Raw genomic sequence first — 25,165 nt, 5'->3', positions numbered from 1 at the left:
ATGCGAATCTCAGGATCCCTCGCCTTGCTGCTCGCGGCGGGCGGCAATGCGTCGGCCCAATCCCGGGCCACCGTCATTCGGGGCGGCACCGTTCTGCCCGTCAGCGGGCCGGCCATCCCCAACGGCATCGTCGTCTTCAAAGATGGAAAAATCGTGGCCGTTGGGGCCACCGTCGCGATCCCGAACGGCGCCCTGATCGTCGAGGCCCGGGGCAAATACGTGATGCCCGGAGTGGTCGACGCGGCCTCGCACATCGGGATCGAGGGCAGCGACCTCAACGAGGCGAGCGATCCGGTCACCCCCGCCCTCCGGGCGATCGAGAGCTACAATCCGTTCGGGAACTTCGGATCGGGCAAAGGCGGTCCGCTGCGGAACGCCGAGGCGCTGTCCGGCGGGGTCACGACGATGTACATCGCCCCGGCGGATGCCTCGTTGCTTGGGGGCCAAGGGGCCGTCGTCAAGACCGCCGGTCCGACGTTCGACGGGGTCATCGTCCGGGAGCCCGCCGCCATGGACATGACACTGGGCACTCCGCCGAAAACCGCCGCCCGGGCCCGGAATCGTGACCCCTACACCCGAATGGCCGAAGTGGCGATGCTCCGCCAGGCCCTGATTCGGGCCACCGAGTACCAACGAAACAAACAACAAACGCCGACGCTGGCCCGGGACCTCGGGATGGAGGCGTTAGGCAAGCTCCTCCGCCGGGAAATCCCGGCCCGGATTCAGGCCAACGCCGCCACCGACATCCGCTCGGCCCTGGGTCTGGCCCAGGAGTTCGGGTTTGACCTGATCATCGACGGCGGGGCCGCCGCCTGGGAATACCGGGCCGAGTTGGCCGCCCGGAAAGTCCCGGTGGTGCTGGGCCAGGTCTCCCATCCGTACATCAGCAACGAAGAGATCCCCGACAAGGGCGATTATCCGCCGGTCGACGAGCGGTTGCCGGCCAAACTCACGGCCGCCGGGATCAAGACCGCCATCGCCACGTTCTCCCGGGCCTTCGGATCCCTCGCCCCCGCCGGCGCCGGCAAGTGGCTCCTGATCGACGCCGGGATTGCCGCGGGCTACGGAATGTCGGAGGCCGATGTCCTCAAGTCGGTGACCCTCGTCCCCGCCGAGATCCTCGGCGTGTCAAACCGGGTGGGCAGTCTGGAGGTCGGCAAAGACGCCGACATCCTCATCCTCGACGGCCCCCCCCTCAGCGTGAAAACCTGGGTCCACCAAGTCTACCTCAACGGCGAACTGGTCCATACCCGATGACCCCCCCAAGCCGAGTGCCAAGTGCCGAGCGCCGAGTGCCGAGAGCCGACACTATCGGCTCCATGCTTCGCCCTCCGACCTTGCTGGCCGCCCGCGAGCGCCACAAGACCGGCACCCTCGATGACGCGGGCCTGAAAGCGGTCGAGGACCGGGCCGTGGACTACTGCGTCGCGGTCCAGGAGTTGTCGGGTATCGGCGTGGTGACCGACGGCGAGATGCGCCGGAACGTGTTCTCGTCGAGCCTGGCCCAGGCGGTGGAGGGGTTCGACACCATTACCGGCAACACCGTCGACTGGTTTACGATGGACGGGAAGAAGGAGACCAGCCCGGTCACCGTCGGGCTAGTCAGCAAGATGAAGCGGAAGCGGCATCTATCGTCGGAGGAGTTCGTGTACCTCCGGGCGAAGACGCGGATGCCGATCAAAATGACGATTCCAAGTCCGACCATGTACGCCTACTACTGGGTGCCGGGGGTCAGCACCGCGGCCTATCCGAATCCCGATGCGTACATGGCCGACGTGACCGACATTCTGCGCGACGAGGTCCGGGAGTTGGTCCGGCTCGGCTGTCCCTATATCCAGTTCGACGCCCCGGAGTTCGGGATGGTCCTCGACCCCCACCAACAGGAGTGGTTCCGGCGGAAGGGCTTTGAGCCGATGAAGATGGTGCACGATGGGATCGACATGATGAACGCGATCATGGAAGGATTCCACGACCGCTGCACCTTTGGTCTCCACGTCTGTCGTGGCAACGACGCCAACCGGTACATGGGAAAGGGAAGCTACGCCACCATTGCCGAGGACATCCTCCGGCGAACCCACGCCAAGGTGCTCCTCCTCGAATACGACGACGAACGGAGCGGCGACTTCTCTCCGCTGGCCAAGACCGCCGACGACAAGATCGTTTGCTTGGGGCTCATTACGACCAAACGGCCCCATGAAGAAACCGAGGATCAGGTCATTGCCCGGATTCAGGAGGCGGCCAAGTACGTGCCCCTCGAACGCCTGACGTTGTCGACCCAGTGCGGGTTTGCGTCGGTTGCCAAGGGCAACAACATCCCGTTCGAGCTTCAGGAGCGAAAGCTCAACCTGGTGGCCCGCGTTGCGGCCAAAGTGTGGGGCTGAAGGCCCTTGCGCTTTCTTGGGCTTGGGCCGAGCTTATATAAAGGGGTTTACCCCCCCCCGATTCGATTCCCCGACACCATTCATTGAGATTCATTGAGGAGGCACGTCATGTTTTACTCAGTCGGGCAGGCACTGCAAGGCCGGGGAGCAACGTTGCTGTTGCTGGCTCTGGCTGGCGGTGTCTTGGCGCCATCGGCCCTCGCCGCGCAGGCCAACGTGGTCAACGGGACCGTCGTCGATTCGCGAAGCGGTCGGCCCCTGGCTGACGCCACGGTTCGGGTCGAAGGCACCGACCTGACGGCCCGCACCGGGACCCGGGGCGAGTTCCGCCTCCAAGACGTGGCCGGGGCATCGGTCCGGCTCCGGGTCACCCGGATCGGGTACCAAGCCTCGGTCACCGAGGCCACGACTCTTGGCGCGCCGATCCAGATCAAACTGACCGAACTCGTCGTCAAGCTCGACGAATTGGTCGTCACTGGCACCGTGCAAGAGGCCACTCGACGGTCGCTCGGCAATGCGATCGGCCAGGTCCAGGTCGCCAACACGATCGCCTTAGCCGGTTCGCCGGCCAAGCTTCAAGACATGCTGTCCGTCAACGTGCCTGGCGTCCGGATCGTTCGGGCCAGCGGTGCGATCGGAACCGGCGGTACCACCCGGATCCGCGGGTCGGGCAGCTTGAGCCTCTCCAATGAGCCCCTCCTCTATGTCGACGGCGTTCGGGTCAACAACCAAGCCGCCACCCGGAGTCTTGGGTTCAACGGCCAGGAAAGCCCGTCCCGGATCAATGACTTGAACCCCGAGGAGATCGAGTCGATCGAGGTCCTCAAGGGTCCTTCGGCCGCCACGATCTACGGCACCGAAGCCTCGAACGGCGTGATCCAGATCATCACCAAGCGGGGCCGCGGCGGCCGACCGACCTACGAGGCCCATGTCGATGCCGGTGCCAACTGGATTTCCAATCCGTGGGATCGCTACCCGAAGAACTATTACGTGAGCCGGGTCGACAACTCGATCAAAATGTTCGACGTTCAGCGGTTCCGGCAGTCGCGCGGTTTCCCCGACATCTTCAGCACCGGCACGCCCCTCGCCGCCGGCGCCAGCATCAGCGGCGGATCCGACCAGCTCCGGTACTTCTTCTCCGGCGACTACAACCGAGACGAAGGCCCGGTCGACTATAACTGGCAGAACAAGCAGGCCATTCGGTCGAACCTGAGCTACTCGAGCCCGAGCAACAAGTTCAAGATGGACTTGTCCCTCGGCTACGTCCGGAGCCGGACTCGGGGTGCCTCGGGCACGCAGCCGATCACGACGTCAATTCTCTGGGCCTGTAACTTCCCGTGGTGCGAGCCGACCGGCGACACGACCAAGACCGGCTGGAACGGCCCGGGTGAGGGTTTCCAGTTCTATCGCCCCGGTGACTATCAGAGCGTTCAAGGCTACGACAACATCGACAAGCTGACGATGTCCGTTCAGCTGACCCACCGCCCGTTTCCCTGGCTTCGTCATCGGTTGGCCGTCGGTCCGGACTACACCAACAACAAGTCCTCGCAGTTAGTTTTCCGGGATGCCACCGGCTACAACCCGTTCTTTGCCTCCAGCTTGGGGCAGAAGCAGGCCCTCCAGCTCCGATCGACCTTCCTGACGTTGGACTACGGAGCGAACGCCGACTGGAACCTCAGCAAGAGCCTGGTGTCCACCACCTCGGTCGGGGCCCAGTACTACTCGAAGGTCTTCGATCAGGTCCTGGCGCAAGGGTTCGAGTTTCCGATCCCCGGCCCCTCGGACGTCGGCGGCGGCGCTCGCCGCGATGGAGCCGAGTCATTCATCCAGAACAAGAATTTCGGAATGTATGCTCAGCAGCAGTTCGCGTTCAAGAACCGGATCTTCTTGACCGGCGCCATCCGGGCCGACGACAACTCGGCCTTCGGCAGCAACTTCGACGCGGTGTACTATCCGAAAGTCGCCTTGGCCTGGGTGCTCTCTGAGGAGTCGTTCCTCTCGAACCTGAACTGGCTCACCCAGTTCAAGGTCCGAGGTGCCTGGGGCCGGGCCGGCCAGCAGCCGGACGTGTTCTCGGCGATTCAGACCTATCAGCCCAGTGTTGGTCCGTCGGGCAGCGGCAACGTGACCCCGCAAAACATCGGTAACACCGATCTCAAGCCGGAAGTCGGCGAAGAGCTTGAACTTGGCTTTGATGCCGGGATGTTCAATCAGCGGGTCGGGATCGAGTTTACGTACTACAAGAAGACCAACAAGGATGCGATCATCTCGGTACCGAACCGGCCGTCGCGCGGGTTCCCCGGGGTGCAATTCCTCAACATCGGCGCGGTCCAAAACAAGGGCATCGAGATCGGGATCGACGGGTCGGTCGTGAATTCGAGGACCTTCGGCCTCGATCTCCGCGGCACCATCGCCACGAACGGCAGCCTAATCACCGATCTCGGCGGCACCCCGACAGCCTTTGTCGGCAACTCTTACATCCAGCAGTGGAACGCCAGGGGGTACGCCCCGAACTCGTTCTTCTACAAGCGGTGGAGGGGCTCGACGATCAGCAATGTTCAGGTCGGTCCGTGGACCCTTCCGTTGGGGACCAACCCGATCTGCGAGGGCGGCACGGACTTGGCCGCCAAGTTGGCGAATGGTTCCGCCGATCCGAATGCCGGCGTAGGGAACGGTACCGATGTTCCGTGCGGCACCGCTCCCCGGCTCTATGCCGGCCGTCCGACCCCGTCGTGGAACGGCTCCTTCAGCGCCACCGTGCGGCTCGGCCAGCGGCTTCGGTTGCTCGGCTTGGTCGACTACGTCGGCGGCCACTCGGCCCTCGTCGGCGACGTCGGGGCTCAGCACACGTTCTTCCGGAACTCCCGGGCTTCGCTCGAGGGGAACCCGATCGTCGAGGCCATGCGGCTCGACGCGAACGGCCCTGGCGCCGCCGGCCTCTTCAACGCCGGTTTTGCCCGGCTGCGGACCGTGTCGGCCAGCTATGACTTCCCGACCACGCTGACCAACTGGCTGGGCGCCTCGCGCGGCTCGGTCACCCTCTCGGCGGAGAACATGATGTTCCTCTGGCGAGCGCAGAAAACCTCGTTCGGCGCCGAGTGGATCGATCCGGAGTTGCTCCCGAACCGGTCTAGCGACACCAACGGCAATTTCGGCTATACCCAGGAGTCGTGGCCGCAGCTGGCCCGAATCCGGACCACGTTCCGGTTCACCTTCTAACCGACGACCAAGGAGAAACCTCAATGAATACCATGGTTGTTCGGCAGATCAGCCGACTCATGATTCCGGCGGCGTTCGTGGCCACTCTGGGCGCCTGCGGTAGCTTGCTCGACGTTGAATTTCCGGGTCGGATCCCATCCGGACAGATCAATGATCCCGGTCTGGCCGCGGTGTTGACCCGGAGCGTCATCGGCGACTTCGAGTGCGCCTACAGTAACTACATGTCGGGCTCGGCGGTTCACTCCGACGAGTACGAAACCGCCAACTCCAACGTGCCGCTCGCCAACTGGGGAGAACGGACGATCGACGCCGACCAAGACGACTACGTCGTCGGCTCCTGTGAAGGCAACTTCGGGATGCAGCGGACCCTCCACACCGCCCGGTTTCAGGCGGAGGACATCTACAACCGGCTGAATGGCTGGACCGACGCCCAAGTGGCCGGTCGAGCTGGGTTGATGGCCACCGTTCGGGCCTACGGCGGCTATGCCTATCTGTTAATGGGCGAGGGCTTCTGCGAGGTGGCGTTTGATGGCGGGCCCCGCCAATCCAAGACCGTTGCTCTGACGACCGCTGAAACCAAGCTCGGCGAGGCCGTTACGCTCGCCACCACGGCGGGCAACGCAGACATACTGAACCTGGCCCGGGTCGGCCTGGCCCGGGTCAAGTTAGACTTGAAGAAGTACGCCGAGGCGGCGGCGGCGGCCCAGTTGGTGCCGGTGGCCTACTCCAAGACCGTCGACCGGGGCGCCGAGAGTCCGCGGCGCTGGAACAAGCTCTGGCGGTTGGCCGACCAAATTGGCGCCTACACGGTAGCCACCGCCTACCGGGACATGGGCGATCCCCGGGTCTTGGTGGCCGATGCCGGCCGCGGTTCGTTCAACGCCGAAGTTCGGTTGTGGCGGACCACCAAGTACGCTGGGCTCAACTCCCCGATGCGCTTGGCGAGCTCTATCGAGGCCCAGTTGATCCTGGCCGAGGCCTTGGCCGAACAGGGGCAGGTGGCCAACGCCATGACGATTCTCAACGCCCGCCGGGCGGCGGTCAGCCTCCCGCCCTTAGTGGCCCAAACCCAGGCCGACGCGGTGGCCCATGTCATCGCCGAACGGCGCAAGGAACTGTCGTTCGAGGGTGGTCATCGGCTGAACGACCTCCTCCGGAAGAACATCGCCTGGAAGGTCGGTGCCAATCCGTTTACCAACCGCGCCTACGGGCCCACCACCTGCTGGCCGCACCCGACCAAGGAAATCAACGGGGCGTGAGCCGGGATGGTGATATAGGGCAATTGGCATAATTTGGGGGGGCCGGAGTTGCTTCCGGCCCCTTTTCTTTGGTACCCTCGAGGAATCATGATCAGAATGGCGCTCCGGTGCGGACTCGTCTTGACGCTGGCCTCCCTTGTTCAGCCGCTGGCGGCCCAAGCGCCGGCGGATACCGGCTGGGATGTCACCAAGCCCCGGGGCCGGACCCGCGACATCGATTTCACGGTCGATGAAGGGACGTGGACCTCGATCGATGTGTCCACCGACGGGAAATGGGTGGTATTCGATCTGCTGAGTCAGATCTACCGAGTGTCGGCAACGGGTGGTCAGGCCGAGAGCCTGACCCAGGGCGCCGGGATCGCGGTCAACTTCCATCCCCGATTCTCGCCCGACGGGAAGACGATTGCCTTCATTTCAGACCGGAAGGGCCAGAATAACCTCTGGCTGATGGATGCCGATGGCGGGAACCCCCGTTCGGTGGCCCTCGAACCAACGGCCCTGATGCGCTCGCCGGTGTGGACGTCGGACGGCCAGTACATCGTTGTGATCAAGGAGGTCGCCGGCCGGTCGCTGGTGATGTATCACCGGAGTGGCGGCCAAGGCGTCGAACTGGTGAAAGGTGCCCCGGGCAAGATGCCCTCCCGGCCCACGACCTCGGCCGACGGCCGGTTTCTGTACTACGAGGTATATACCGCCCAACCCACCGGGTTTTGGGGCCAAGAAGACGTACTCAAGGGCACGATCCAAATCCACCGCTACGATTTCAAGACCGGCGAGGTCAGGCCGATTACCGCCGGCGAGTCGCAGCAGCAGGACCGCTCCACCAGCGGCGGGGCCTACGCCGCCGAGCCGAGTCCGGATGGGCGCTACCTGGCGTTCATGCGGAAGGTTCCCGGCGGGACCCTCGAGTTCAAGGGCCAGGTGTTTGGGCCGCGGTCGGCGCTGTGGATCCGCGACCTCCGTCTCGGGACTGAGCGGCTCCTGATGGACCCCGTCGAGATGGACCTGTCGGAGGAGAGCATCCCGCTCAACGGCACGTACCCAGGATACCGCTGGGTGGCCGACGGCCGGAGCATTGTCCTCCATCAAGGGGGCAAGATCCGCCGCGTCGATGTGGCGAGCGGGCGGGTGTCCACCATTCCGTTCTCCGCTCGGGTCCACCGGACCATCTCGGAACAAGTGTGGACCAAGAACAAGCTTTCTGACGGCGCGTTTGATGTGCGGTTTGTTCGGTGGGCCAGTGCCTCGCCCACCGGCCGGGCCCTCGCGTTCCAGGCGCTCGGCCGGATCTATCTGATGGACCTCCCGACGGGGACCCCGCGGCGCCTGACGCCGGCCGGGTTTGAACCGCAGGAGTTCCAGCCGGCCTGGTCGCCCGACGGACAATCGATTGCCTTTACCACGGTCGACGACGCCCGCAGTGGCGCCCTGTGGCGGGTACCGGTGGCGGGAGGCACCCCGGTCCGCCTGACGGCCGATTCCGGTGAGTATCTGAACCCAGCCTGGACTCCCGATGGCCGAGAGATCGTGGTGGCCCGAGGGTCGGGCGCCACGGCCAGGGGCTCGACGCTGGTTCGGAATCCGTACTATGACCTGGTCCGGATCCCAGTCGCAGGCGGCCAGGAAACGGACGTCACCCAGGTCGTCGTCGCCGGCAGCGGCCCCGACGACGTGCGGGTCACCGTCGGAACCGACGGCCGGCTCTACTACGGCCAGACGAAACCCGCCGGGCTCCAGGTCGCGTCCGTCCGGATGGACGGCACCGATCGGAGGATCCACGCCACCGTCAAGAATTCGGCCGACGCGGCCGTCTCGCCCGATGGCAAGTGGATCGCGTTCAATCAGGGCAACAACATCTACCTGGCTCCGCTGCCCCCCGGTGGCGCCGGTGATCAGGTCCCGCTGATTGCCAAGACCGGCGGATCGTTCACCGCGGTGCCGCTCTCGACGGTGGGCGGGCTGTACCCACGATGGCGGCACGCCGGCGCCGTCGATTTTGCGAGCGCCAACCGGTTCTTTTCCCACGATGTCACCACCGGAAAAACTGACTCCGCCACGATCACGCTCTCGAGTCCTCGGGCCATTCCACCCGGCACCATCGCCCTGACCGGGGCCCGGATCGTTACCCTGGAGAACAAACGGGTCATTCCGAACGGGACCATCCTCATCAAGGCGGGCCGGATCACCTGTGTGGGGTCGTGCAGCACCAAAGGCGCCGACCGGGTCGTCAGTGTTTCGGGCAAGACCATCATTCCCGGATGGGTCGACATGCACGCCCATCATCACCGCGAACATGTCGGGATGATGCCGAAGCACAACTTCGAATCGGCCGTCTACCTGGCGTACGGGGTGACCACGACCAGCGATCCCTCCACCTCCTCGACGGCGGCGTTTCCGACGGCCGAGCTGATCGAAGCCGGTGAGACGGTGGGGCCCCGGGTCTTCAGCGTAGCCGAAGCCCTGACCGCCGGCGATTCACCGGGCACGAACGAGGTGACCAGCCGGGACGTTGCGGTTACGGAGGTCAAGCGGCGGATGTCCTGGGGGGCCATGCTGCTCAAACAGTACCTCCAGCCCACCCGCCAACAGCGCCAATGGGCGGTCGACGCGGCCCGCGAACTGGGCCTTCGGGTTACCTCCGAAGGCAGCGCGGATCTCAATCACAAAGTCGGCATGGCGATGGACGGGCACACCGGCTTCGAACACGTCACCGTGCAGTCGCCGCTTTATCGGGACTTCACCACTTTCATGGGCAAGACCCGGTCGGTCTATTCCCATACGCCGCTGGTCAGCGGCTTCGGCGGCTGGAACGAAGAATACTTCTGGCAGGAAAGCCCGATCTGGCTCGATGCCAAGCAGCAGAAGTGGACGCCATGGCGCCAGCTGATTCCGCACACTCGCCGGTTCATCAAGCGGCCGGAAACCGACTACTCGATGGGCATCCAAGCCCAGCAGATCGCCGACATTATCGCGGCCGGCGGGTATTCGGCGGTGGGCTCCCACGGGCAGCAACCGGGGCTGGGGAGTCATTGGGATGTCTGGATGGCGGCCAAGGCAACCGGGAACATGACGGCGCTCGAAATCGCCAGTATGCATGGCGCCATTTTCCTGGGGCTCGAGGATGATCTGGGCTCGATCTCGGTCGGCAAACTGGCCGACTTGGTGATCCTCAATGCCAATCCGCTCGATGACATTCGAAACACTGCCAACATCCAGTACGTGATGAAGGCCGGCACCCTGTACGATGCGAATTCGCTGGACGAGATCTGGCCCGGAACCCGAAAGTTTGGGGACACTTACTGGCTCGTGCCGGAGATGTATCGGCGCGACACCAAGCCGGTGGGGACGTTCGACCGACCCCAATGAGAACCGGAGCCCCGGTGAAACCGATCGCGGCCTGGCTGCTCGCGGGACTCCTGACGGCCTGCGGTGGCGCGGAGGGCCCTGCCGTCACGGTGTTGATCGAGAATGTCACCCTGATCGACGGCACCGACGCCCCGGCCCAATCCGGCATGAGTGTCGCCGTCGCCGGCGACCGGATCGTGGCCGTTGGGCGCACCGGGAAGCTCAAAGTCGGGACCCCGGCCACCAAGATCGACGGCAAGGGGATGTCCCTGATCCCCGGGCTCTGGGACATGCACGTGCATCTCGCCGGCTATCGCGAGCGGGCGATGCCGCTGTTCCTCGCCAATGGGGTCACGACGATTCGCGAGGTCGGCGGCGATCTCAAAGAAAGCGGCTACGTCCGCCAGGAGGTCCGGGCCGGCCGGATGTTGGGTCCCGACGTCTTGATTGCCGGGCCGATACTCGACGGGGTTCAGATTACGAAAGCCCGCCCGCTCGGTCGACTTGCGGTCCCGACACCAGAGAGTGCGCGACGGGCCGTCGACTCCCTCGCAACCATCGGCGTTGACGTCATCAAGGTCCATTCCCAGACGCCCCGGGCGTCGTATTTTGCGATCCTCGATCAGGCTCGGAAGCATCACCTGGTGGTGGCCGGCCATGTGCCGGACGGGGTGCTCGCCTCCGAGGCCATCGATTCCGGTCACCGTACCATCGAGCACGACTGGGGAATTGGCTTGGCCAACTCCAGCCGCGGCACCGCGCTTCAAGGCTGGTTGCTCGAGCAGTTGGGTCGCTACATCGATACGGCCAAGACGCGGTTCCGCCTCTGGCCATATGTGTCGTACCGGATCGCCGTGGGTGATTCGGCCAATGCGAGTTACGATTGGAATACGGCGTTGGCCTTTGCCAAGGCGGCGGCCGGCAAGGACGTCTGGTTCGATCCGACCTTGGTCGTTCTTCATACCCAGGCGCTCAAGAACGAGCCTGCCGCTCGCGATCTTCCCGAACTCCGGTTTGTTCCGAAGGCTGCGCGCGAGTTCGAGGATGGCGTTCCGGCGACGTCAACCCAGGCTGACATCGATCGCGGGCGGGTTCGGTGGACCCACACCATGCGGACCTTCCGGGCCCTGGTCGAGGCCAAGGCAAAATTCGTGACCGGCACCGACGCTGCGGTCATGCCGTTGGTACCTGGATTCAGCCTCCACCGGGAGCTCGCCCTGCTGGTCGAGATGGGATTGACCCCCCTGGGCGCCTTGCAGGCGGCCACCCGGAACGCCGCGCTAGCCATGAACAAGTCCGATCTCGGGACGATCGAGCCGGGCAAGATCGCGAGTTTGGTGCTGCTGAGCGCCGACCCGCTCGCTGATATTCGGAACGTGAAGGCCATTCAAACAGTCATGCTTCGCGGGCGGCTCCTCGACCGGGCCGTGCTCGATCGGATGCTCCGCGACGCCGAAGCCTACGCCAAACAATAGGAAGGCTCCATGGACGGCTTGATGATGGGTTGGCAGCTCAACCTCACCACGATGCTCGAGCGGGCCCGGCGCCTCCACGGCCGCCGGGAAATCGTGAGCCGAACCCCAGGCGGGATGCACCGGTACACCTACAAAGAATACGTCGACCGCGTGGACCGGCTCCGAACCGCCCTGGCCAAACTGGGTGTCAAGCCCGGCGATCGGGTGGCGACTTTTGCCTGGAATTCCTACCGGCACTTCGAGATTTATTTTGCGGCGCCGTGTATGGGGGCCGTCATTCACACTCTGAACGTCAGGTTGTTTCCCGACCAGCTCGTCTACATTGCCAACCACGCCGCTGACAAGGTGGTGTGCGTGGACGCCACGTTGCTGCCGCTCTTCCAGAAGATCCGGCCGCAGCTCAGCACCATCGAACACGTCATTGTCATCCCGGACGACGGAAAGCCGGTCGACCCGGCCGTCGGGCTCGATTACGAACAGCTGCTGGCCGAGTCGGAGCCAGCGCAAGGCTACCCGGCCATCGACGAAAACTCGGCCGCCGCCATGTGCTATACCTCAGGCACCACCGGCAACCCCAAAGGTGTGGTGTACTCTCACCGCGCGATCGTGCTCCACACCATGGTGCAGGTCGGCGCCGATATGATGAACCTCCGGGCCGTCGACGCCATTTTGGCCATCGTGCCGCTGTTCCATGCCAACGCCTGGGGCTTGCCGTACGCCGGCGTGATGACCGGTGCCAAAATGGTCTGGCCCGGTCCGTTCCTTCAGCCCCAGGACGTCGCGGAGCTGATCGAGAGCGAGGGGGTCTCGTTCATCGGTGGCGTGCCGACGATCATCGGCGCCCTATACCAGTACCTCAAGGTTAATCGGGACCAACACGACGTCTCCTCGCTCAAGAGCATCGCCGTCGGCGGATCGGCCTGCCCCCGCTCGCTCATGGAAGGGTTCCGGAACGATTTCGGGGTCTGGATTACCCACGCGTGGGGCATGACCGAGACCACTCCGCTCGGCAGCCTCTGCGTCATCAAACCACATCTCCAGAATCTGCCGGCTGAGCAAGAACTGCAATACCGGTTGAAACAGGGCACCCCGGCCCCCTTTGTCGAAGTCCGGATCGTCAACGAGGCGGGGAAGGAGTTGCCCTGGGACGGGGTCGCGTTCGGCGAGCTCCAGATCCGGGGTCCCTGGATCGTGAAGGGCTATCACAACGATCCCCGGAGCGCCGAGTGTTTTCAGGATGGCTGGTTCCGGACCGGGGACGTCTCTACCATTGACCCCGAAGGGTACCTCCAGCTCGTCGACCGGACCAAGGATGTCGTCAAGAGCGGCGGCGAGTGGATCTCGAGCGTCGAGCTCGAAAATGCCATCATGATGCATCCCGGCGTCCTCGAAGCGGCGGTCGTTGGGATCTATCACCCCAAGTGGGAGGAGCGGCCGTTGGCGTGTGTGGTCCAGAAGCCGGGCATCACGCTCACTGCCGGCGACATCATCGCCGCCATCAAGGACCGGTTCGCGACCTGGTGGCTGCCGAACGACGTGGTCTTCATCGAGTCGGTTCCGAAGACCAGCGTCGGCAAGTTCGACAAGAAGGTGCTCCGCGAGCAATTCCGCCATCACCAATGGACCCAATAGCCATGAAGCGACTTCTCGTGGGTCTGACCTTGGCGGCCGGCTGTGCCGGCCCGGAGGCTCCAACCAAGACGGAAATTCTCTGGGACACCTGGGGCGTGCCCCACATCTACGCCACGAACGATGTCGAGGCCTTCAAGGCCTTCGGCTATGCCCAGGCGGCGGCCCACGGCAATCTCGTCCTCAAGCTGTACGGTGAAGCCCGGGGGCGGGCCTCGGAGTATTGGGGGGAGGCCAACCTCCGGACCGATCGGTTCGTCCGGACCATGGGAATCCCCGGCCGGGCGGCCCAGTGGTATCAGCAGGTGAATCCTGCCTACCGGGCCAATCTCGATGCCTTCGCCGCCGGGTTCAATCAGTACGCGGCGCAGCATCCCGACCGGATCGTCGACAGCGTCAAGGTCGTCCTACCCGTAACGGCCCAGGATGCGCTGGCCCACGGGCAGCGGGTGATCAACTTCCTGTTCATGTTCTTCGGCCAAGCCGACCTGCCCGAGACCATGAACAACGACGCGCCGCCCGGTTCCAACATGTGGGCTATCAGCCCCCAGCGGTCAGCCACCGGGAACGCATTGCTGCTCGGGAACCCCCACCTGCTGTGGAAAGATCTCTATCTGTTCTTCGAGGCGCATCTGGTAACCGGCGATCGGAATTTCTACGGCACGACCCTGGTCGGGATGCCGACCCCGGCCATTGGCTTCAACGATTTCGTCGGGTGGTCGCACACCGTCAACACCCAAGACGGGGTCGATGTCTACCGGCTCGTCAAGCAGGGCGCTGGTTACCGCTACGACGGCGCCGAGCAGCCATTCGTCAGCCGGACGGAGTTGATCCCGGTGAAGGGGGCGGGCGGCACCATCCGGACCGACACCCTGCTGGTCAAAGAATCCATCCAGGGCCCGGTGTTCAGCGAGGACGCCACGACCGCCCTCGCGGTCCGGGTGGCCGGGCTCGATGATCCCAATGCCTGGGACCAGTGGTGGAAGATGGGCGCGGCCAAGTCGATGGCGGAGTTCGAGGGCGTCGTCAAGGAGATCCATGTCCCGTTCTTCAACGTCATGGCGGCCAGTCAGGACGGCCACATCTATTACTTCTTCGGCGGGAAGACCCCGAAACGAAGTCGCGGAGACTTCGGCTATTGGTCCGGCCCGGTCCGAGGTGACAGCTCCGCCTTGGTGTGGAGCGAGATGTTACCCTACCAGGAGCTGCCTCACCTGATGGATCCGGTCACCGGGTGGTTCCAGAACGCCAACGATCCACCGTGGACGGTGAGCTTCCCGCTGATCTTCAATCCGGATTCGTTCGCCGCCTACGTCTCGCCCCGAGGGATGAGCTTCCGGCCCCAACAGTCAGCCTCGATGCAGCTGGCCGATTCGAGTGTGACACTGGAGGAACTGATCGAGTACAAGCACTCGACCCGGATGGGATTGGCCGACCGCCTCCTGCCTGAGCTCCTCGACGCCGCTCGGACCCGGGGTGACGCCGATGCCAAACGGGCCGCCGAGGTGCTCGAGAAGTGGGACCGGAGCGCTGACGCCAGCAGTCGGGGCACGGTGCTGTTTCAGAATTGGGTCTTGGCGCTCTTCAAGGCCTCCAAGGGCAACATCTTTGCCAGGCCCTGGCGGCCCGACTCGGCCCTGACCACGCCGGCCGGGCTGGCCAACCCGGCCCAAGCCGCGGAGGCGCTCAGTCTGGCGACGAAGGAAACCGAAAAATCCGTCGGGGCCCTCGATCGTCCGTACGGCGACGTCATGCGGCTCCGCTCCGGCCAGTACGATTTCCCCAGCAACGGGGCGAGTGGTGACCCATTCGGAGTCTTCCGGGTGGCCGACTATGCTCCGGATAAGGACGGGAAGTTCACCAACATCGGCGGCGATACCTACTACCAGGCCGTCGAGTTCTCGAAGCCGGTCCGGGCCAAGGTGCTGACCGCCTACGGCAACTCGACCCAGCCGGGGTCCAAGCACATCGGCGATCAGCTCGAATTGTACTCTAAGAAAGCCATGCGCGATGCGTGGCGGACCCGGAAGGAAATCGAAGCCAACCTTGAGCTCCGGGAAGCAATCAAATGACCGGGTTGGGCGCCGCTCACCGGCGGCGTGGCACCACCGGAAGGTCGATGAACGAACCGCCGTGCCGCACCGTCAGGGTGACGTTCCCGCTCGACGGGAGGCGTTGGAACGTTTCCTTGTCGGCACCGGCCACCGCAATGCGGATCCGATGGCCCGCCTTGAACAGCACCGAGGTCGGGATCAACTGGAAGGTCAGCGTGGCCGGCTGCCCCGGGATCATCGGCTGGCCGTCTTTCCGCTCGAAGCTCCGGTACGGGTAGAGGGTCCGGTACGGCGCCTTCCCGGTGGACACCTTCCGATGCAGCGTCCGCAACATCCCCTCGGTCACGTAGGTCGACACGCCCTCCGGCGAGACATCTTCCAGGTAGACGAAGACGTTGCCGTCCGGGGCGGTCGAGGCCACCTCGAGCGTGACGACGGGGTGCCCGGTGACCTCGAGGTCCCGGTCGAGTGGCGGCGAGGTATAGGCCAGCATCCGGGCGTCTTGGGCCGCTCGATCCGGATAGACCACGTCCGCCCCGCCTAACTGGGTGTACCACCGATTCCGGGTCCCGGTGCTGACGTCGAAGTCAACCTGATACTGGTCGGCGCCGCCGGCCGGCTTCGCCGCGGCCAGTCCCTTGTCGCCGGCCAGGTAGAACCGGCGGGCGGTCGTCCCGGCCACCGGCCAGGTGGTCGTCTTCTTCCACGTGTCCTCGCCTAACGTGTAGTAGATGATGGCCTTCTCGGCCATCTGGTTCGGCTTGCCCTTCATGTGTTGGTCGAAGAAGCAGGTGGCCTGCTCGGTCTGGCGGAGGGAACTCGGCTCGGTCGGCCGGTCGGCCGGGAAGAAGGGGCTGGTGTGGAACCCCCCGCCGTGGCTCCACGGACCGATGACCACGATCTGGGGATTGGACCAGTTGAGGAACCGGTTGAGGACGCCCTGCGACGTGCCGGCGTCGAGCCAGCCGGCCCAGCCGAAAATCGGCACCCGCGACCGTTCCACCGGGTCGCGATACCGGTAGGTGCCCGACATGTCGTTGGTCGCTCCGCCGAACTGCTTCACGACGTCGTCCCGATAAACGATCGCACTGTCCATGGCTAGATGCAGGGGCGGGTTCTTCTGGTGATCCGCCACCGCCCCGGCCAGGAGTTTGCCGTCGGTGTCCGCGTCGACCCGCCTGACGCCCATCGGGGCATCCGGGACTTTGTTCATGTCCATGGCGTAGACCATCGTGCCCCAGTCGCGGAGCAACATTTGGTTGGTGACGCCCCCGGGATAGGTCAAGTCCGCGTAGGCATCGAAGTCCATGAACCGGGGCACCACCGCTTTGACACCCGGGTGGTTCGCCGCGGCCACCAACTGCGCGGTATTCCCGGTGTACGACGTGCCGATCGAGCCGACCTGGCCATCGGACCACGGTTGCTTGGCAATCCAGGTTACCAACTCGCCGATGTCTTGCACCTCCCGGGGAGCCCAGGGGTAGTACCACTGTCCGAACGAGGCGCCGGTGCCCCGGACGTCCGCATAGACGTAGGCATATCCTCGCGCCAGGAAGAACCGCTCATTCGGGCCCGCCGGCTGGCCCTCGGCGGCCCGCCAATAGCGCGTCGATACCAAAATTGTGGGGAGTTTGGCGCCGGCCGGAAGGCCCTTGGGTAAATTGATGTCGACGGCCAGCCGAACCCCGTCGTTCATGGGAACGTACACCGAGGTCCGCGCGACCTCGACCGCCCCGGCATTCGCCGGGGCGGGGCAGCTCTGGAGCGGCTCGGGTTGCTGGGCCGCGAGTGGGGTGGCGGCCAGAATACCAAGGACGAGTCCCAGTCCGATTCGATTCATCTCAGACACCCTTCCATACCGGTGGTCGCTTTTCCATGAAGGCGCGAAGGCCTTCTTCGATATCCTCGCTGGCCATGCAGGCCATCATGCCATCGACCTCATACTGCAGCATCGCTTCGAGGTCCACTTCCCAGGTCCGCCGAAGCAGTTTCTTGATCAGCCGGACCGAGATCGGCGCGTTGGCCGCCACCGTCGTGGCGAGCGCGGTGGCTCGGCCCAGAAGCTGGTCGGCGGGTACCAGTTCGGTAATCAGTCCCGCAGCCAGCAAGGTCGGCGCCGGCACCCGCTCGCCCGTCAGCAGCCACTGCGCGGCCCGGCCATGGCCGACGATCCTCGGCAGGTAGTGCATCACGCCATTGGTTTCAAACAGCCCCCGCGTGACCTCGGACAACATCAATTCCGTGGCATCCGTTCCAATCCGGATATCGGAGGCCAAGGCCAACTCCGCACCCACGCCGACGGCAATCCCGTTCATGGCGGCGATGAAGATTACCGGGCTCTCGACCATCCGCCGCGTCAGATCCTGAAATTGATGGAGCTGGCAGTGGGCATCCCGGACTAGGGCCTCCCGCTGGGGCGTGGCATCCATTTCTTTCAAGTCGGCGCCGGCACTGAAGGCCCGGCCGGTGCCGGTGATGACCACCGAGCGGAGCCCAGGCTCCAGCGCCAGTCGCCCCACCAGCGCGTGGAGGTCGGTCAGGGATGCCCGGTCCATGGCGTTGAGCCGGTCCGGCCGGTTAAACCGGATCAGGGCGGTATGGGGGCCGGTCGATTCGAAGAGGATCCGGTCGGAAGCCATGATTATCCCAGAGAGGGTACCCCAGAAAACAACAACCGTTATGTTCAGGCGTCAAGCGGTTGGGCCACCCCGCATCCCCCGCGGAGAAATTACCCGATGACCGACCAAACCAGCCATCGCACTATCGGCCTCGCCGCCGCCGTGTTTACCCTGGTCGGCTACGTCATTGGGGCCTCGATCTTCGTCCTCCCGGGCCAGCTCGCGGCCGAGGCGGGCCCCGCCGCGTTTCTCTCCTACCTCATCGCCGGCGGACTGGCGGCCATCTCCTGTCTGGTTGGTGCCTCGATCGGGAGCGCGGTGCACGTGAGCGGCGCCGCCAACGTCGCCGTCGCCCGGACCCTGGCCCCGGTCTACGGGTTCCTTGGGGTCTGGATCACCGTGGTCTCGGTGGTGGTGAGTATTGCGCTGGTCGCCTATGGCCTGGCCGACTACATCGCCTACTTCTGGCCCGCGGCCGACCGGCGCTGGGTGGCCCTCGCGTCGGTGGTGGTGTTTGCGGTGCTGAATCTGACGACCGTACAACTCACCGTGTCGGTTCAGATTGCCATGACCATCGGGTTCTTGGTCATCATGTTTGGGTTCGGCATTGGAGGAGTCGCCAACGCCAAGCCGGAACTGATCACGCCGTTCATGCCGAACGGATTCGGTCCGGTGGCGAACGGCGCGGTGCTGGCCTTTCTCTCCTATGCCGGGATCACCGTCATCACCGAACTCGGCGGCGAGATCAAGAACCCCGCCCGGACCATTCCGCTCACCCTGCTGATCGGATTTGTCGTCGTGCTCACCAGCTACGCCCTGGTGTCGTTCGCCGTTCCGGCGCTCCTGCCCTGGCAGAGCCTCAAGGAGACCAGTGCGCCGGTGGCTCGGGCGGCGGAGGTGTTTCTGCCGTCGTGGATCGGCGGCGTGATCGCGATCGCTGCGGTCCTGGCCGCCGCCACCTCGATCAACGGGATGCTGCTGATCCACTCGCGGGATATTTTGGCGATGGCCCGGGCCCGGGTTTTTCCCGAGGGACTGGCCGCCAGAAATCGGGCCGGTGTCCCGGCCCAGGCGGTAGGGCTCATGACGGTCCTCTCGATCGTGGCGGTGCTGCTCGGCGGGACGATTCGCCAGTACGCCATGATGGCTGTCATGGGCGTCATGATCCTGCAGGTGCTCCAGGGTCTCGCCTTACTCCGGATGTCCAAGGCCATGCCGTCCGAATGGGCGGCGGCCGGTTTCCGGCTTGAGGGCGCCAGCCGGACGGTCGTGGTCACCCTGCTGCTGCTGATGTCGGCCGGATTTTTCGCCCTGGGCTTCCTCGACAACCTGGTCATCTCGGCGGGGTACCTCGCGGTCCTGGCCGCCGGGGCGGCCTACTACGCTATCCGCCGCCGCCGCTTGGCTGCCTCGGGTTACGATATGGACGCGGTGCTCCGAGCCGGAGCCACGGCCGAAGGCTGAGCGATCGCGTCACGGCCTCCGGCAGACGGGTGCAGCGTTCTCCTTGGATGTGGAAGGAGCTAGAATTGAGGTGGTGGTCCGGTGTTGACCCTTGCCTACGGATTCGTTTATGCGTCGCTTCAAACTGCTTCTCGTGCTCACGGGCGTCGTCGCGGCCCCCCTGGCGGCCCAGGACGATCAGTACCTGACCCTGGCGAAGAAGGTCCTCGCCACCACCCCCCTCATCGACGGCCACAACGACTTGCCCTGGCGCCTCCGGGAAGACAAAGCCGGGCTGGCCATGGATGTCGTCGGCTACAACCTCCGCGGCCGGACCGGGGGGCATACCGATTTCGATCGCCTCAAGCAGGGGATGCTCGGGGGCCAGTTCTGGTCGGTCTACATCCCGGGCGAGATCAAGGACTCCGGGTACGCCCGGGTCCAGCTCGAGCAGATCGACGTCGCGAAACGGATCATCGAACGATATCCTGACCGGCTCCAATACTGCACCACCGCCCTCTGTCTCCGGCAGGCCTTTGCCGAGGGCCGGATCGGCTCGATGCTTGGGATGGAGGGGGGCCACGCCATCGAGAACTCGCTCGGAGCCCTCCGCGCCTACTTCGATCTCGGCGCCCGCTACATGACGTTGACTCACAACGTGACCCTTGACTGGGCCGATGCCGCGCTTGACAAGCCGACCCACGGGGGCCTGACCCGGTTCGGCGAAGAAGTGGTCCGCGAGATGAACCGGCTCGGGATGCTCCTCGATCTGTCGCACGTGTCGCCCGGGGTCATGAGTGATGCGTTGAACGTGACGGAAGCGCCGGTCATTTTCTCGCATTCCGGGGCCCGGATCATGTCGAACCACCCCCGGAACGTGCCGGATTCGATTTTGGCCCGGGTTTCGAAGAACGGCGGCGTCGTCATGGTGCCCTTTGTGACCTTCTTTGTGTCCCAGCGGCTCTATGACCACGACAAGGCCCGCTCGGCCAAACAAGCGGAGTTGGCCCGGCAGGCGGGAGCGGATCGGGCTCGTGACATGAAGATGTGGGACGCCGCCAATCCGGCCCCGAAGGTCACTCTCGCCGAGGTTGCCAACTCGATCGACTATGTCCGAAAAATGGCCGGTGTCGATCACGTAGGAATCGGCAGCGACTTTGATGGGATCGACGATGTGATCGAGGGCCTCGAGGATGTCGGGACCTTCCCGGCGCTGTTCGCGGAATTGGCCCGCCGAGGATGGAGTGAATCCGACCTCCGGAAGCTCGCGGGTGAGAACGTGCTCCGGGTCATCGAAACCGCCGAGAAGGTGGCGGCTAGGCTCAAGAAGGAGCGGCCGGCGTCGATCAAGACCATCCAGCAGCTGGACCGGAAGCCCGTGTCTTGAACCAGGAGAACACCATCCGGTTGGCTCTGCTCGCGGTTCAATCTTCGCTGCAAGCCGGTGGTGCCCGACGAGCCCCTGACCCCGGATGGCGTGATGCGGGCCCTCGCCGAGTACCTGGATTTCTCCCCGGTGCTGGCGTCCAAGACGGAACGCCCTGGGCTCCACGGCGAGGGAGCCGCTCCGGTGGGCGGGCTTCGCAAGGGGGTGCTGGTCGAAGAGGTCGACGCCCTGCTGGGCCGGCCGGAGTCGATCGCTAGCCGCGCCGAGGGCTCGCTCAGGGTCAGTAGCTCGGTCTACCTCAGCCAAGATCGCCGGTGCGAAGTCGAATTCGTCGAAGGCGTGCTGATCAGGTTCACCGTCACCTCGAGGTAGTCGCGTGCTCAGCCGCCGCCCGTTGCTTCAAGCGCTCGGGGTCGCCATTATTGGCGGACCGAATCCCTTCGATTTTGGTCGGAATTCAATAATTTCTGGTTGGAGCCAATCGATGCCGCATACTCTGCCGCCACTCCCGTACGCCTACAACGCCCTGGAACCGCACCTTGACGAGCCGACGATGCGGATTCACCACGACAAGCATCATGACGCGTACGTCAACAATCTGAATGCCGCGCTCAAGGATTACCCGGATCTCGAGAAGCTCTCGATCGAGCAGCTGATCGGGAATTTGAGCCAGGTGCCCGAGGCCATTCGGACCGCGGTCCGGAACAACGGCGGCGGCCATTACAATCACACCCTGTTCTGGGAGCTGATGACGCCGGGCGGCGCCTCGGCCCCGACCGGCGACCTGGCGCAGTCCATCGACACCGCGTTCGGCGGCTTCGACAAGTTCAAGGAACAGTTCCAGAAGGCCGGGATGACCCGCTTCGGCAGCGGGTGGGCGTGGCTGATTCAAGGAGCCGGCGGCTTGGCCATCGAAAGTTCGCCGAACCAGGACTGCCCGGTCATGGACGGCAAGAAAGTGCTCTTGGGCTGCGATGTCTGGGAACACGCCTACTATCTCAAGTACCAAAACCGCCGGGCCGAGTATCTCGGGGCGTGGTGGTCGACGGTCAACTGGACGCTCGTCGCGAAGCGGGCTGCCTAACATGTCGCTACCCGCTCTCGGTTCCGCTGCCCCCGATTTCGCGTTGCCCTCGACCGGTGCGGCCGAGGTCAAGCTTTCGGCGCTCCAGGGCAAGAACGTCCTGCTCGCGTTTTTCCCGTTGGCCTTTACCGGCGTGTGTACCGCCGAGATGTGCGCGTTCTCCGAGGATTATTCCCAGTTTCAATCCGCCGACACGGTCGTGTTGCCCATCAGCGTCGATTCGGTCCCGACCCTCAAGGAATTCAAAGCCAAGGAGAAGATGGCCGTGGATCTCTTGAGCGATTTCAAGCGGGAGGTCACCCGGAAGTACGGCACGCTCATCGAGGACAAGTTCTTCAGCAAACGGGCCTATGTGTTGATCGACAAAAAGGGCACCGTTCGGTGGACCCACGAAGAGGCCGAACTCGGCCACAAGCGTGATACCGCCGATCTCCTGACCCAGATCAAGGCGCTTGGCTGAGCAGCTAAGCCGGCACTACTCGGCGGTGTCGTCCCCCGAGGCAGCCCTCGACCAAGCCGTGGCTTGGGCGCTGGGCCGCGTCGGGGGACAGTTGCGTGTCGGCCCGGCCGGCACCCGAATCAGGGACTGGACCGAAGCGGAGATCGCGGACTTGCTCGCCGATGCCCGGCTCTGGTGCCGGGTTCGGTCGGATGCGGTGATGGACCCAGCTAATTTTCTGGAGCGGGTCGTCGGCGGCTTGCTCGGTGCTCAATCTGACGGGATCGGCGGGCGGCTCGAACTCGTCCCCTGGCTTCCCGACGGATGGCGCACGTTGGTCGTCCGTCGGCTCCGGGTCCACCGGACCCTGGTCGACGTGGACATCCGGGCCCGGGCCGAATGGGTCACGGTACGCCTGGCCGTGGCGTTCGGCCCGCCGATCGCCGTGGCCCTCGGGCTCCCCGGTCATTTTGGCGTGGCCCGGGTGGCGGTAGATGAGGTGCCGCTGCCGGCGGAGCGGGCCATCTTCACCGCCGCCGGCGAACACGAAGTAACCTTATACCTTGGGGCCTAGAACCCGCCGCCGCCCCCACCGCCGCCGCCGCCACCAGACGACCCGCCACTGAATCCCGAGCCGCTCGAACTTCGAGGGGCCGACGTCATCGCCGACTCGGCCCGGGTCGACATCGTCGAGAGCCGGTGCGAGAAGCTCGCGGCGTTGAACGAGGCATAGTTCCCGCCGGCGTACCATGTTGGCGGTGTGGTGTAGATCCCCTGGAACGCCTTGGCCCACTGTTTCTCGACCCCAAACGCCATCGCAAACGGCAGACATCGCTCGAAGAGCTCCGGCGTCTTGACGAAGTCCCGCAGCCGGTCGCCCTCGACCCGCTCCAAGAACTCTTCAAACCCGCGCACCCGTTCGAGCGCCCGGGCGCCCGCTTCGGTGCGAGCCGGCATGAAGTAGCCAAAAATTCCCGCGATGATGGCCGAGAGGGCACCCGCTACGATGAACGGCACCGGGGTGAGGTTGACATGAGGTGACAGGATCGCGCCGCCGATGCCAATGGCCGCGCCGAGGGCCACCGCGCCGAACATCGCGGCCCCATGAACCGAGTCGGGTCGGGTCCGGTAGTATTTCTTGGCCACCAGTTCCGCGAAGATGCCGTTCCGGATCGTCGGAAGGATTTTGTAGAAACGGTTCTCGAGCTCGGAGAGCTCGATCGTGGACCGGCCGCTCCCGCCAAAGATGCCGTCGAGGACGGCGCGTTCATGCTCCTTCAGGTCCGTCGAGCCGGCCGGGACGGGCTGGCGGTGAAAGACGAACTCCTCTGTGCTGATCAGCCCGAAGAGAGATTTCTCTTCTTTCTCCTCGATCTTGAGATATCCCCGGACGGCCAAGTCGATCAAGGTCCCCGTGATGTCCCTCATATCGGCGGAATTGTCCAGCAACGTCCCGGCCTCGGCTGGGGACATTCCGGGCGGGGGGTCGTACTGCACGCTGATCGGACGCCGTTTGGGATCCCGCCCGCGGCGCCGCCACAGGGCAAACATCCCGAAAAACACCGGGATCGGAATCAGGAGCGGCCAATTGGCCGCCAGAAAACCGAGCGCCCGATCGCCGGTCGTCGGTTCCGACACCAGGCCTTTGTTCCATCCGACGACGATGGTCAAGCCTTCCCGGAAGGCGAGTGGCGCCGGCAGGGTGACTCGGGTCGTGGTGCCCTCGGTGATCACCGAGGCATCGCGGGAGGTGGCGCCGTAGGACCCGTTGAAGGCGGTGGCCCGAATGCCGGCTGCGTCCGGTGGCAGGATGACGGTGGCGCTCGCCGATTGGATCGGAACGTCCCATTCATCGCCGGTCGCGTTCCAATACAGCTCATCGTGATCCTCGAAAAACCGAAGCCCGTTCTTGGCCCGGTACCGGAGGACGATGGTCTTGGTGGCATCGAGAGCGCCGGGGACCCACACCTTGTACTTGAGATAATGGCGTTCGCGCGCCGCTTCGGTCTTGAGCACCCGGCCTTGCTCGTCGGTCGCGTCGATAAAATCGAGCCGGATGGTCCAATTGAAGCCCTGCGGCGTCCGGTACTCGACCGGGATGGTTCGGAACAACCCGTTCCAGGACCCCGCGAACCGGGCGGTGATCGTTTCGACCACGTCGATGGTTCCGTCCCGGTTCACCGTAATGGCCGCGTCGAACCGTTCGATCGCGAGCGACCGTTCCTGGCCATGGAGCGGCACCGCCATCCCGAGCCCGAGGGCGATCAGGAGCCCGATCATCCGCCCCGTCCGAGGTCGATGCGGGGAGCCGCCCGTTCGGCTTCATTGATGCCGAACGACTCTCGCTCGGCGAATCCGAGCGGGCGGGCCAGCAGGTTCGACGGAAACTGCTGGATCTTGGTGTTGAGGTCCCGGACCACGGCGTTGTAGTACCGGCGGGCCTGCTGGACGTGATCCTCGATCTCAGTCAAGTTCTGTTGGAGTGAGAGAAAACTCTCGGCGGCCTTGAGATCGGGGTAGGCCTCGGCCAAGGCCAGCACCTGGTGGACTGATCCGGCCAGGATGCCCTCCGCTTCGCCGGCTGCCCGAGGGCCCGTGGCGGAGGCGGCTCGCTGGCGGGCGGCGACGACCGCCTCGAGCGTGCTTCGTTCGTAGCCGGCGTGCCCTTGCACCGCGGCAACCAGCGAGGGGATCAGGTCGTGGCGACGTTTCAGCTGGACGTCGATATCAGCCCACGCGTTGTCGGCGGTAGCTCGGAGGCTGGTCACCCCGTTATAGGTCAGGATCGCAAACCCGGCCACCATGAACAGAATGACTAGGGCAAGTCCCATG

18 protein-coding genes are annotated in these 25,165 nt (G+C 64.7%); 14 read left to right on the top strand and 4 right to left on the bottom strand.

The window, feature by feature from the left end; translation table 11 throughout:
* The 8 genes from EXR94_12320 (at position 1) to EXR94_12285 (ending at position 15,380) form a co-directional block, all read left to right on the top strand.
* Complete coding sequence (locus tag EXR94_12320) at positions 1-1,257, top strand: hypothetical protein (GenBank protein MSR03504.1); 1,257 nt, start codon at positions 1-3, stop codon at positions 1,255-1,257.
* Entirely contained in the window at positions 1,254-2,381 is a 1,128-nt protein-coding gene (locus tag EXR94_12315; GenBank protein MSR03503.1) for a methionine synthase, read from the top strand. Before EXR94_12320 ends, EXR94_12315 begins: the two co-directional genes overlap by 4 nt.
* A gap of 108 nt (positions 2,382-2,489) precedes the next feature.
* Positions 2,490-5,600: a SusC/RagA family TonB-linked outer membrane protein gene (locus tag EXR94_12310; GenBank protein ID MSR03502.1), complete on the top strand. Its 3,111-nt coding sequence runs from the start codon at positions 2,490-2,492 to the stop codon at positions 5,598-5,600.
* Between the two features lie 23 nt (positions 5,601-5,623).
* Complete coding sequence (locus tag EXR94_12305) at positions 5,624-6,859, top strand: RagB/SusD family nutrient uptake outer membrane protein (GenBank protein MSR03501.1); 1,236 nt, start codon at positions 5,624-5,626, stop codon at positions 6,857-6,859.
* A gap of 87 nt (positions 6,860-6,946) precedes the next feature.
* Positions 6,947-10,225 carry a hypothetical protein gene (locus EXR94_12300; protein MSR03500.1) on the top strand — a complete coding sequence of 1,093 codons (3,279 nt, stop codon included), beginning with the start codon at positions 6,947-6,949 and terminating at the stop codon, positions 10,223-10,225.
* Complete coding sequence (locus EXR94_12295; GenBank protein ID MSR03499.1) at positions 10,222-11,679, top strand: hypothetical protein; 1,458 nt, start codon at positions 10,222-10,224, stop codon at positions 11,677-11,679. The genes EXR94_12300 and EXR94_12295 overlap by 4 nt, the downstream gene beginning before the upstream one ends.
* Positions 11,680-11,688: 9 nt before the next feature.
* A complete protein-coding gene (locus EXR94_12290) occupies positions 11,689-13,311 on the top strand; it encodes a fatty-acid--CoA ligase (protein MSR03498.1) in 1,623 nt (540 codons plus the stop codon).
* The gene (locus tag EXR94_12285) at positions 13,299-15,380 is read left to right on the top strand and encodes an acylase (GenBank protein ID MSR03497.1); all 2,082 of its coding nucleotides are present in this window, start codon (positions 13,299-13,301) and stop codon (positions 15,378-15,380) included. Before EXR94_12290 ends, EXR94_12285 begins: the two co-directional genes overlap by 13 nt.
* A gap of 16 nt (positions 15,381-15,396) precedes the next feature.
* Here the strand turns inward: EXR94_12285 and EXR94_12280 are convergent, their stop codons facing one another.
* Together EXR94_12280 and EXR94_12275 are read right to left on the bottom strand one after the other, a co-directional pair.
* A complete protein-coding gene (locus EXR94_12280; GenBank protein ID MSR03496.1) occupies positions 15,397-17,211 on the bottom strand; it encodes a CocE/NonD family hydrolase in 1,815 nt (604 codons plus the stop codon).
* A complete protein-coding gene (locus EXR94_12275) occupies positions 17,204-18,001 on the bottom strand; it encodes an enoyl-CoA hydratase/isomerase family protein (protein MSR03495.1) in 798 nt (265 codons plus the stop codon). The genes EXR94_12280 and EXR94_12275 overlap by 8 nt, the downstream gene beginning before the upstream one ends.
* Between EXR94_12275 and EXR94_12270 the strand changes: the two genes are divergently transcribed.
* The 6 genes from EXR94_12270 to EXR94_12245 all read left to right on the top strand — a co-directional run bounded on the left by EXR94_12270 (position 17,960) and on the right by EXR94_12245 (position 22,907).
* Positions 17,960-19,444, top strand: coding sequence for an amino acid permease (locus EXR94_12270; GenBank protein ID MSR03494.1), 1,485 nt, complete (start codon positions 17,960-17,962; stop codon positions 19,442-19,444). The genes EXR94_12275 and EXR94_12270 overlap by 42 nt on opposite strands.
* Positions 19,445-19,553: 109 nt before the next feature.
* A complete protein-coding gene (locus EXR94_12265; GenBank protein ID MSR03493.1) occupies positions 19,554-20,810 on the top strand; it encodes a membrane dipeptidase in 1,257 nt (418 codons plus the stop codon).
* A 60-nt stretch (positions 20,811-20,870) separates the two neighbouring features.
* The gene (locus EXR94_12260; GenBank protein ID MSR03492.1) at positions 20,871-21,182 is read left to right on the top strand and encodes a hypothetical protein; all 312 of its coding nucleotides are present in this window, start codon (positions 20,871-20,873) and stop codon (positions 21,180-21,182) included.
* A gap of 112 nt (positions 21,183-21,294) precedes the next feature.
* Entirely contained in the window at positions 21,295-21,894 is a 600-nt protein-coding gene (locus EXR94_12255) for a superoxide dismutase (GenBank protein MSR03491.1), read from the top strand.
* A complete protein-coding gene (locus EXR94_12250; protein ID MSR03490.1) occupies positions 21,785-22,354 on the top strand; it encodes a redoxin domain-containing protein in 570 nt (189 codons plus the stop codon). The genes EXR94_12255 and EXR94_12250 overlap by 110 nt, the downstream gene beginning before the upstream one ends.
* Positions 22,347-22,907 (top strand): hypothetical protein, encoded by a 561-nt coding sequence (locus EXR94_12245; GenBank protein MSR03489.1) that lies wholly within the window; start codon positions 22,347-22,349, stop codon positions 22,905-22,907. The genes EXR94_12250 and EXR94_12245 overlap by 8 nt, the downstream gene beginning before the upstream one ends.
* Here the strand turns inward: EXR94_12245 and EXR94_12240 are convergent.
* Complete coding sequence (locus tag EXR94_12240) at positions 22,904-24,613, bottom strand: DUF2207 domain-containing protein (protein MSR03488.1); 1,710 nt, start codon at positions 24,611-24,613, stop codon at positions 22,904-22,906. The genes EXR94_12245 and EXR94_12240 overlap by 4 nt on opposite strands.
* The gene (locus EXR94_12235) at positions 24,610-25,164 is read right to left on the bottom strand and encodes a LemA family protein (protein MSR03487.1); all 555 of its coding nucleotides are present in this window, start codon (positions 25,162-25,164) and stop codon (positions 24,610-24,612) included. Before EXR94_12235 ends, EXR94_12240 begins: the two co-directional genes overlap by 4 nt.
* Position 25,165: the final 1 nt, after the last annotated feature.

Source organism: Gemmatimonadota bacterium, assembly GCA_009692115.1.
Classification (GTDB): Bacteria; Gemmatimonadota; Gemmatimonadetes; order Gemmatimonadales; family GWC2-71-9; genus SHZU01.
Note: the sequence above shows the minus strand (reverse complement) of the source record. Positions and strands in the feature narration are given on the sequence as shown.

Bases quoted from the DNA above. Each gene is read 5' to 3' on its own strand.
- EXR94_12320 (MSR03504.1), top strand. From the start codon at position 1: ATGCGAATCTCAGGATCCCTCGCCTTGCTGCTCGCGGCGGGCGGCAAT.
- EXR94_12315 (MSR03503.1), top strand. From the start codon at position 1,254: ATGACCCCCCCAAGCCGAGTGCCAAGTGCCGAGCGCCGAGTGCCGAGA.
- EXR94_12310 (MSR03502.1), top strand. From the start codon at position 2,490: ATGTTTTACTCAGTCGGGCAGGCACTGCAAGGCCGGGGAGCAACGTTG.
- EXR94_12305 (MSR03501.1), top strand. From the start codon at position 5,624: ATGAATACCATGGTTGTTCGGCAGATCAGCCGACTCATGATTCCGGCG.
- EXR94_12300 (MSR03500.1), top strand. From the start codon at position 6,947: ATGATCAGAATGGCGCTCCGGTGCGGACTCGTCTTGACGCTGGCCTCC.
- EXR94_12295 (MSR03499.1), top strand. From the start codon at position 10,222: ATGAGAACCGGAGCCCCGGTGAAACCGATCGCGGCCTGGCTGCTCGCG.
- EXR94_12290 (MSR03498.1), top strand. From the start codon at position 11,689: ATGGACGGCTTGATGATGGGTTGGCAGCTCAACCTCACCACGATGCTC.
- EXR94_12285 (MSR03497.1), top strand. From the start codon at position 13,299: ATGGACCCAATAGCCATGAAGCGACTTCTCGTGGGTCTGACCTTGGCG.
- EXR94_12270 (MSR03494.1), top strand. From the start codon at position 17,960: ATGGGGGCCGGTCGATTCGAAGAGGATCCGGTCGGAAGCCATGATTAT.
- EXR94_12275 (MSR03495.1), bottom strand. From the start codon at position 18,001: ATGGCTTCCGACCGGATCCTCTTCGAATCGACCGGCCCCCATACCGCC.
- EXR94_12265 (MSR03493.1), top strand. From the start codon at position 19,554: ATGCGTCGCTTCAAACTGCTTCTCGTGCTCACGGGCGTCGTCGCGGCC.
- EXR94_12255 (MSR03491.1), top strand. From the start codon at position 21,295: ATGCCGCATACTCTGCCGCCACTCCCGTACGCCTACAACGCCCTGGAA.
- EXR94_12250 (MSR03490.1), top strand. From the start codon at position 21,785: ATGTCTGGGAACACGCCTACTATCTCAAGTACCAAAACCGCCGGGCCG.
- EXR94_12240 (MSR03488.1), bottom strand. From the start codon at position 24,613: ATGATCGGGCTCCTGATCGCCCTCGGGCTCGGGATGGCGGTGCCGCTC.
- EXR94_12235 (MSR03487.1), bottom strand. From the start codon at position 25,164: ATGGGACTTGCCCTAGTCATTCTGTTCATGGTGGCCGGGTTTGCGATC.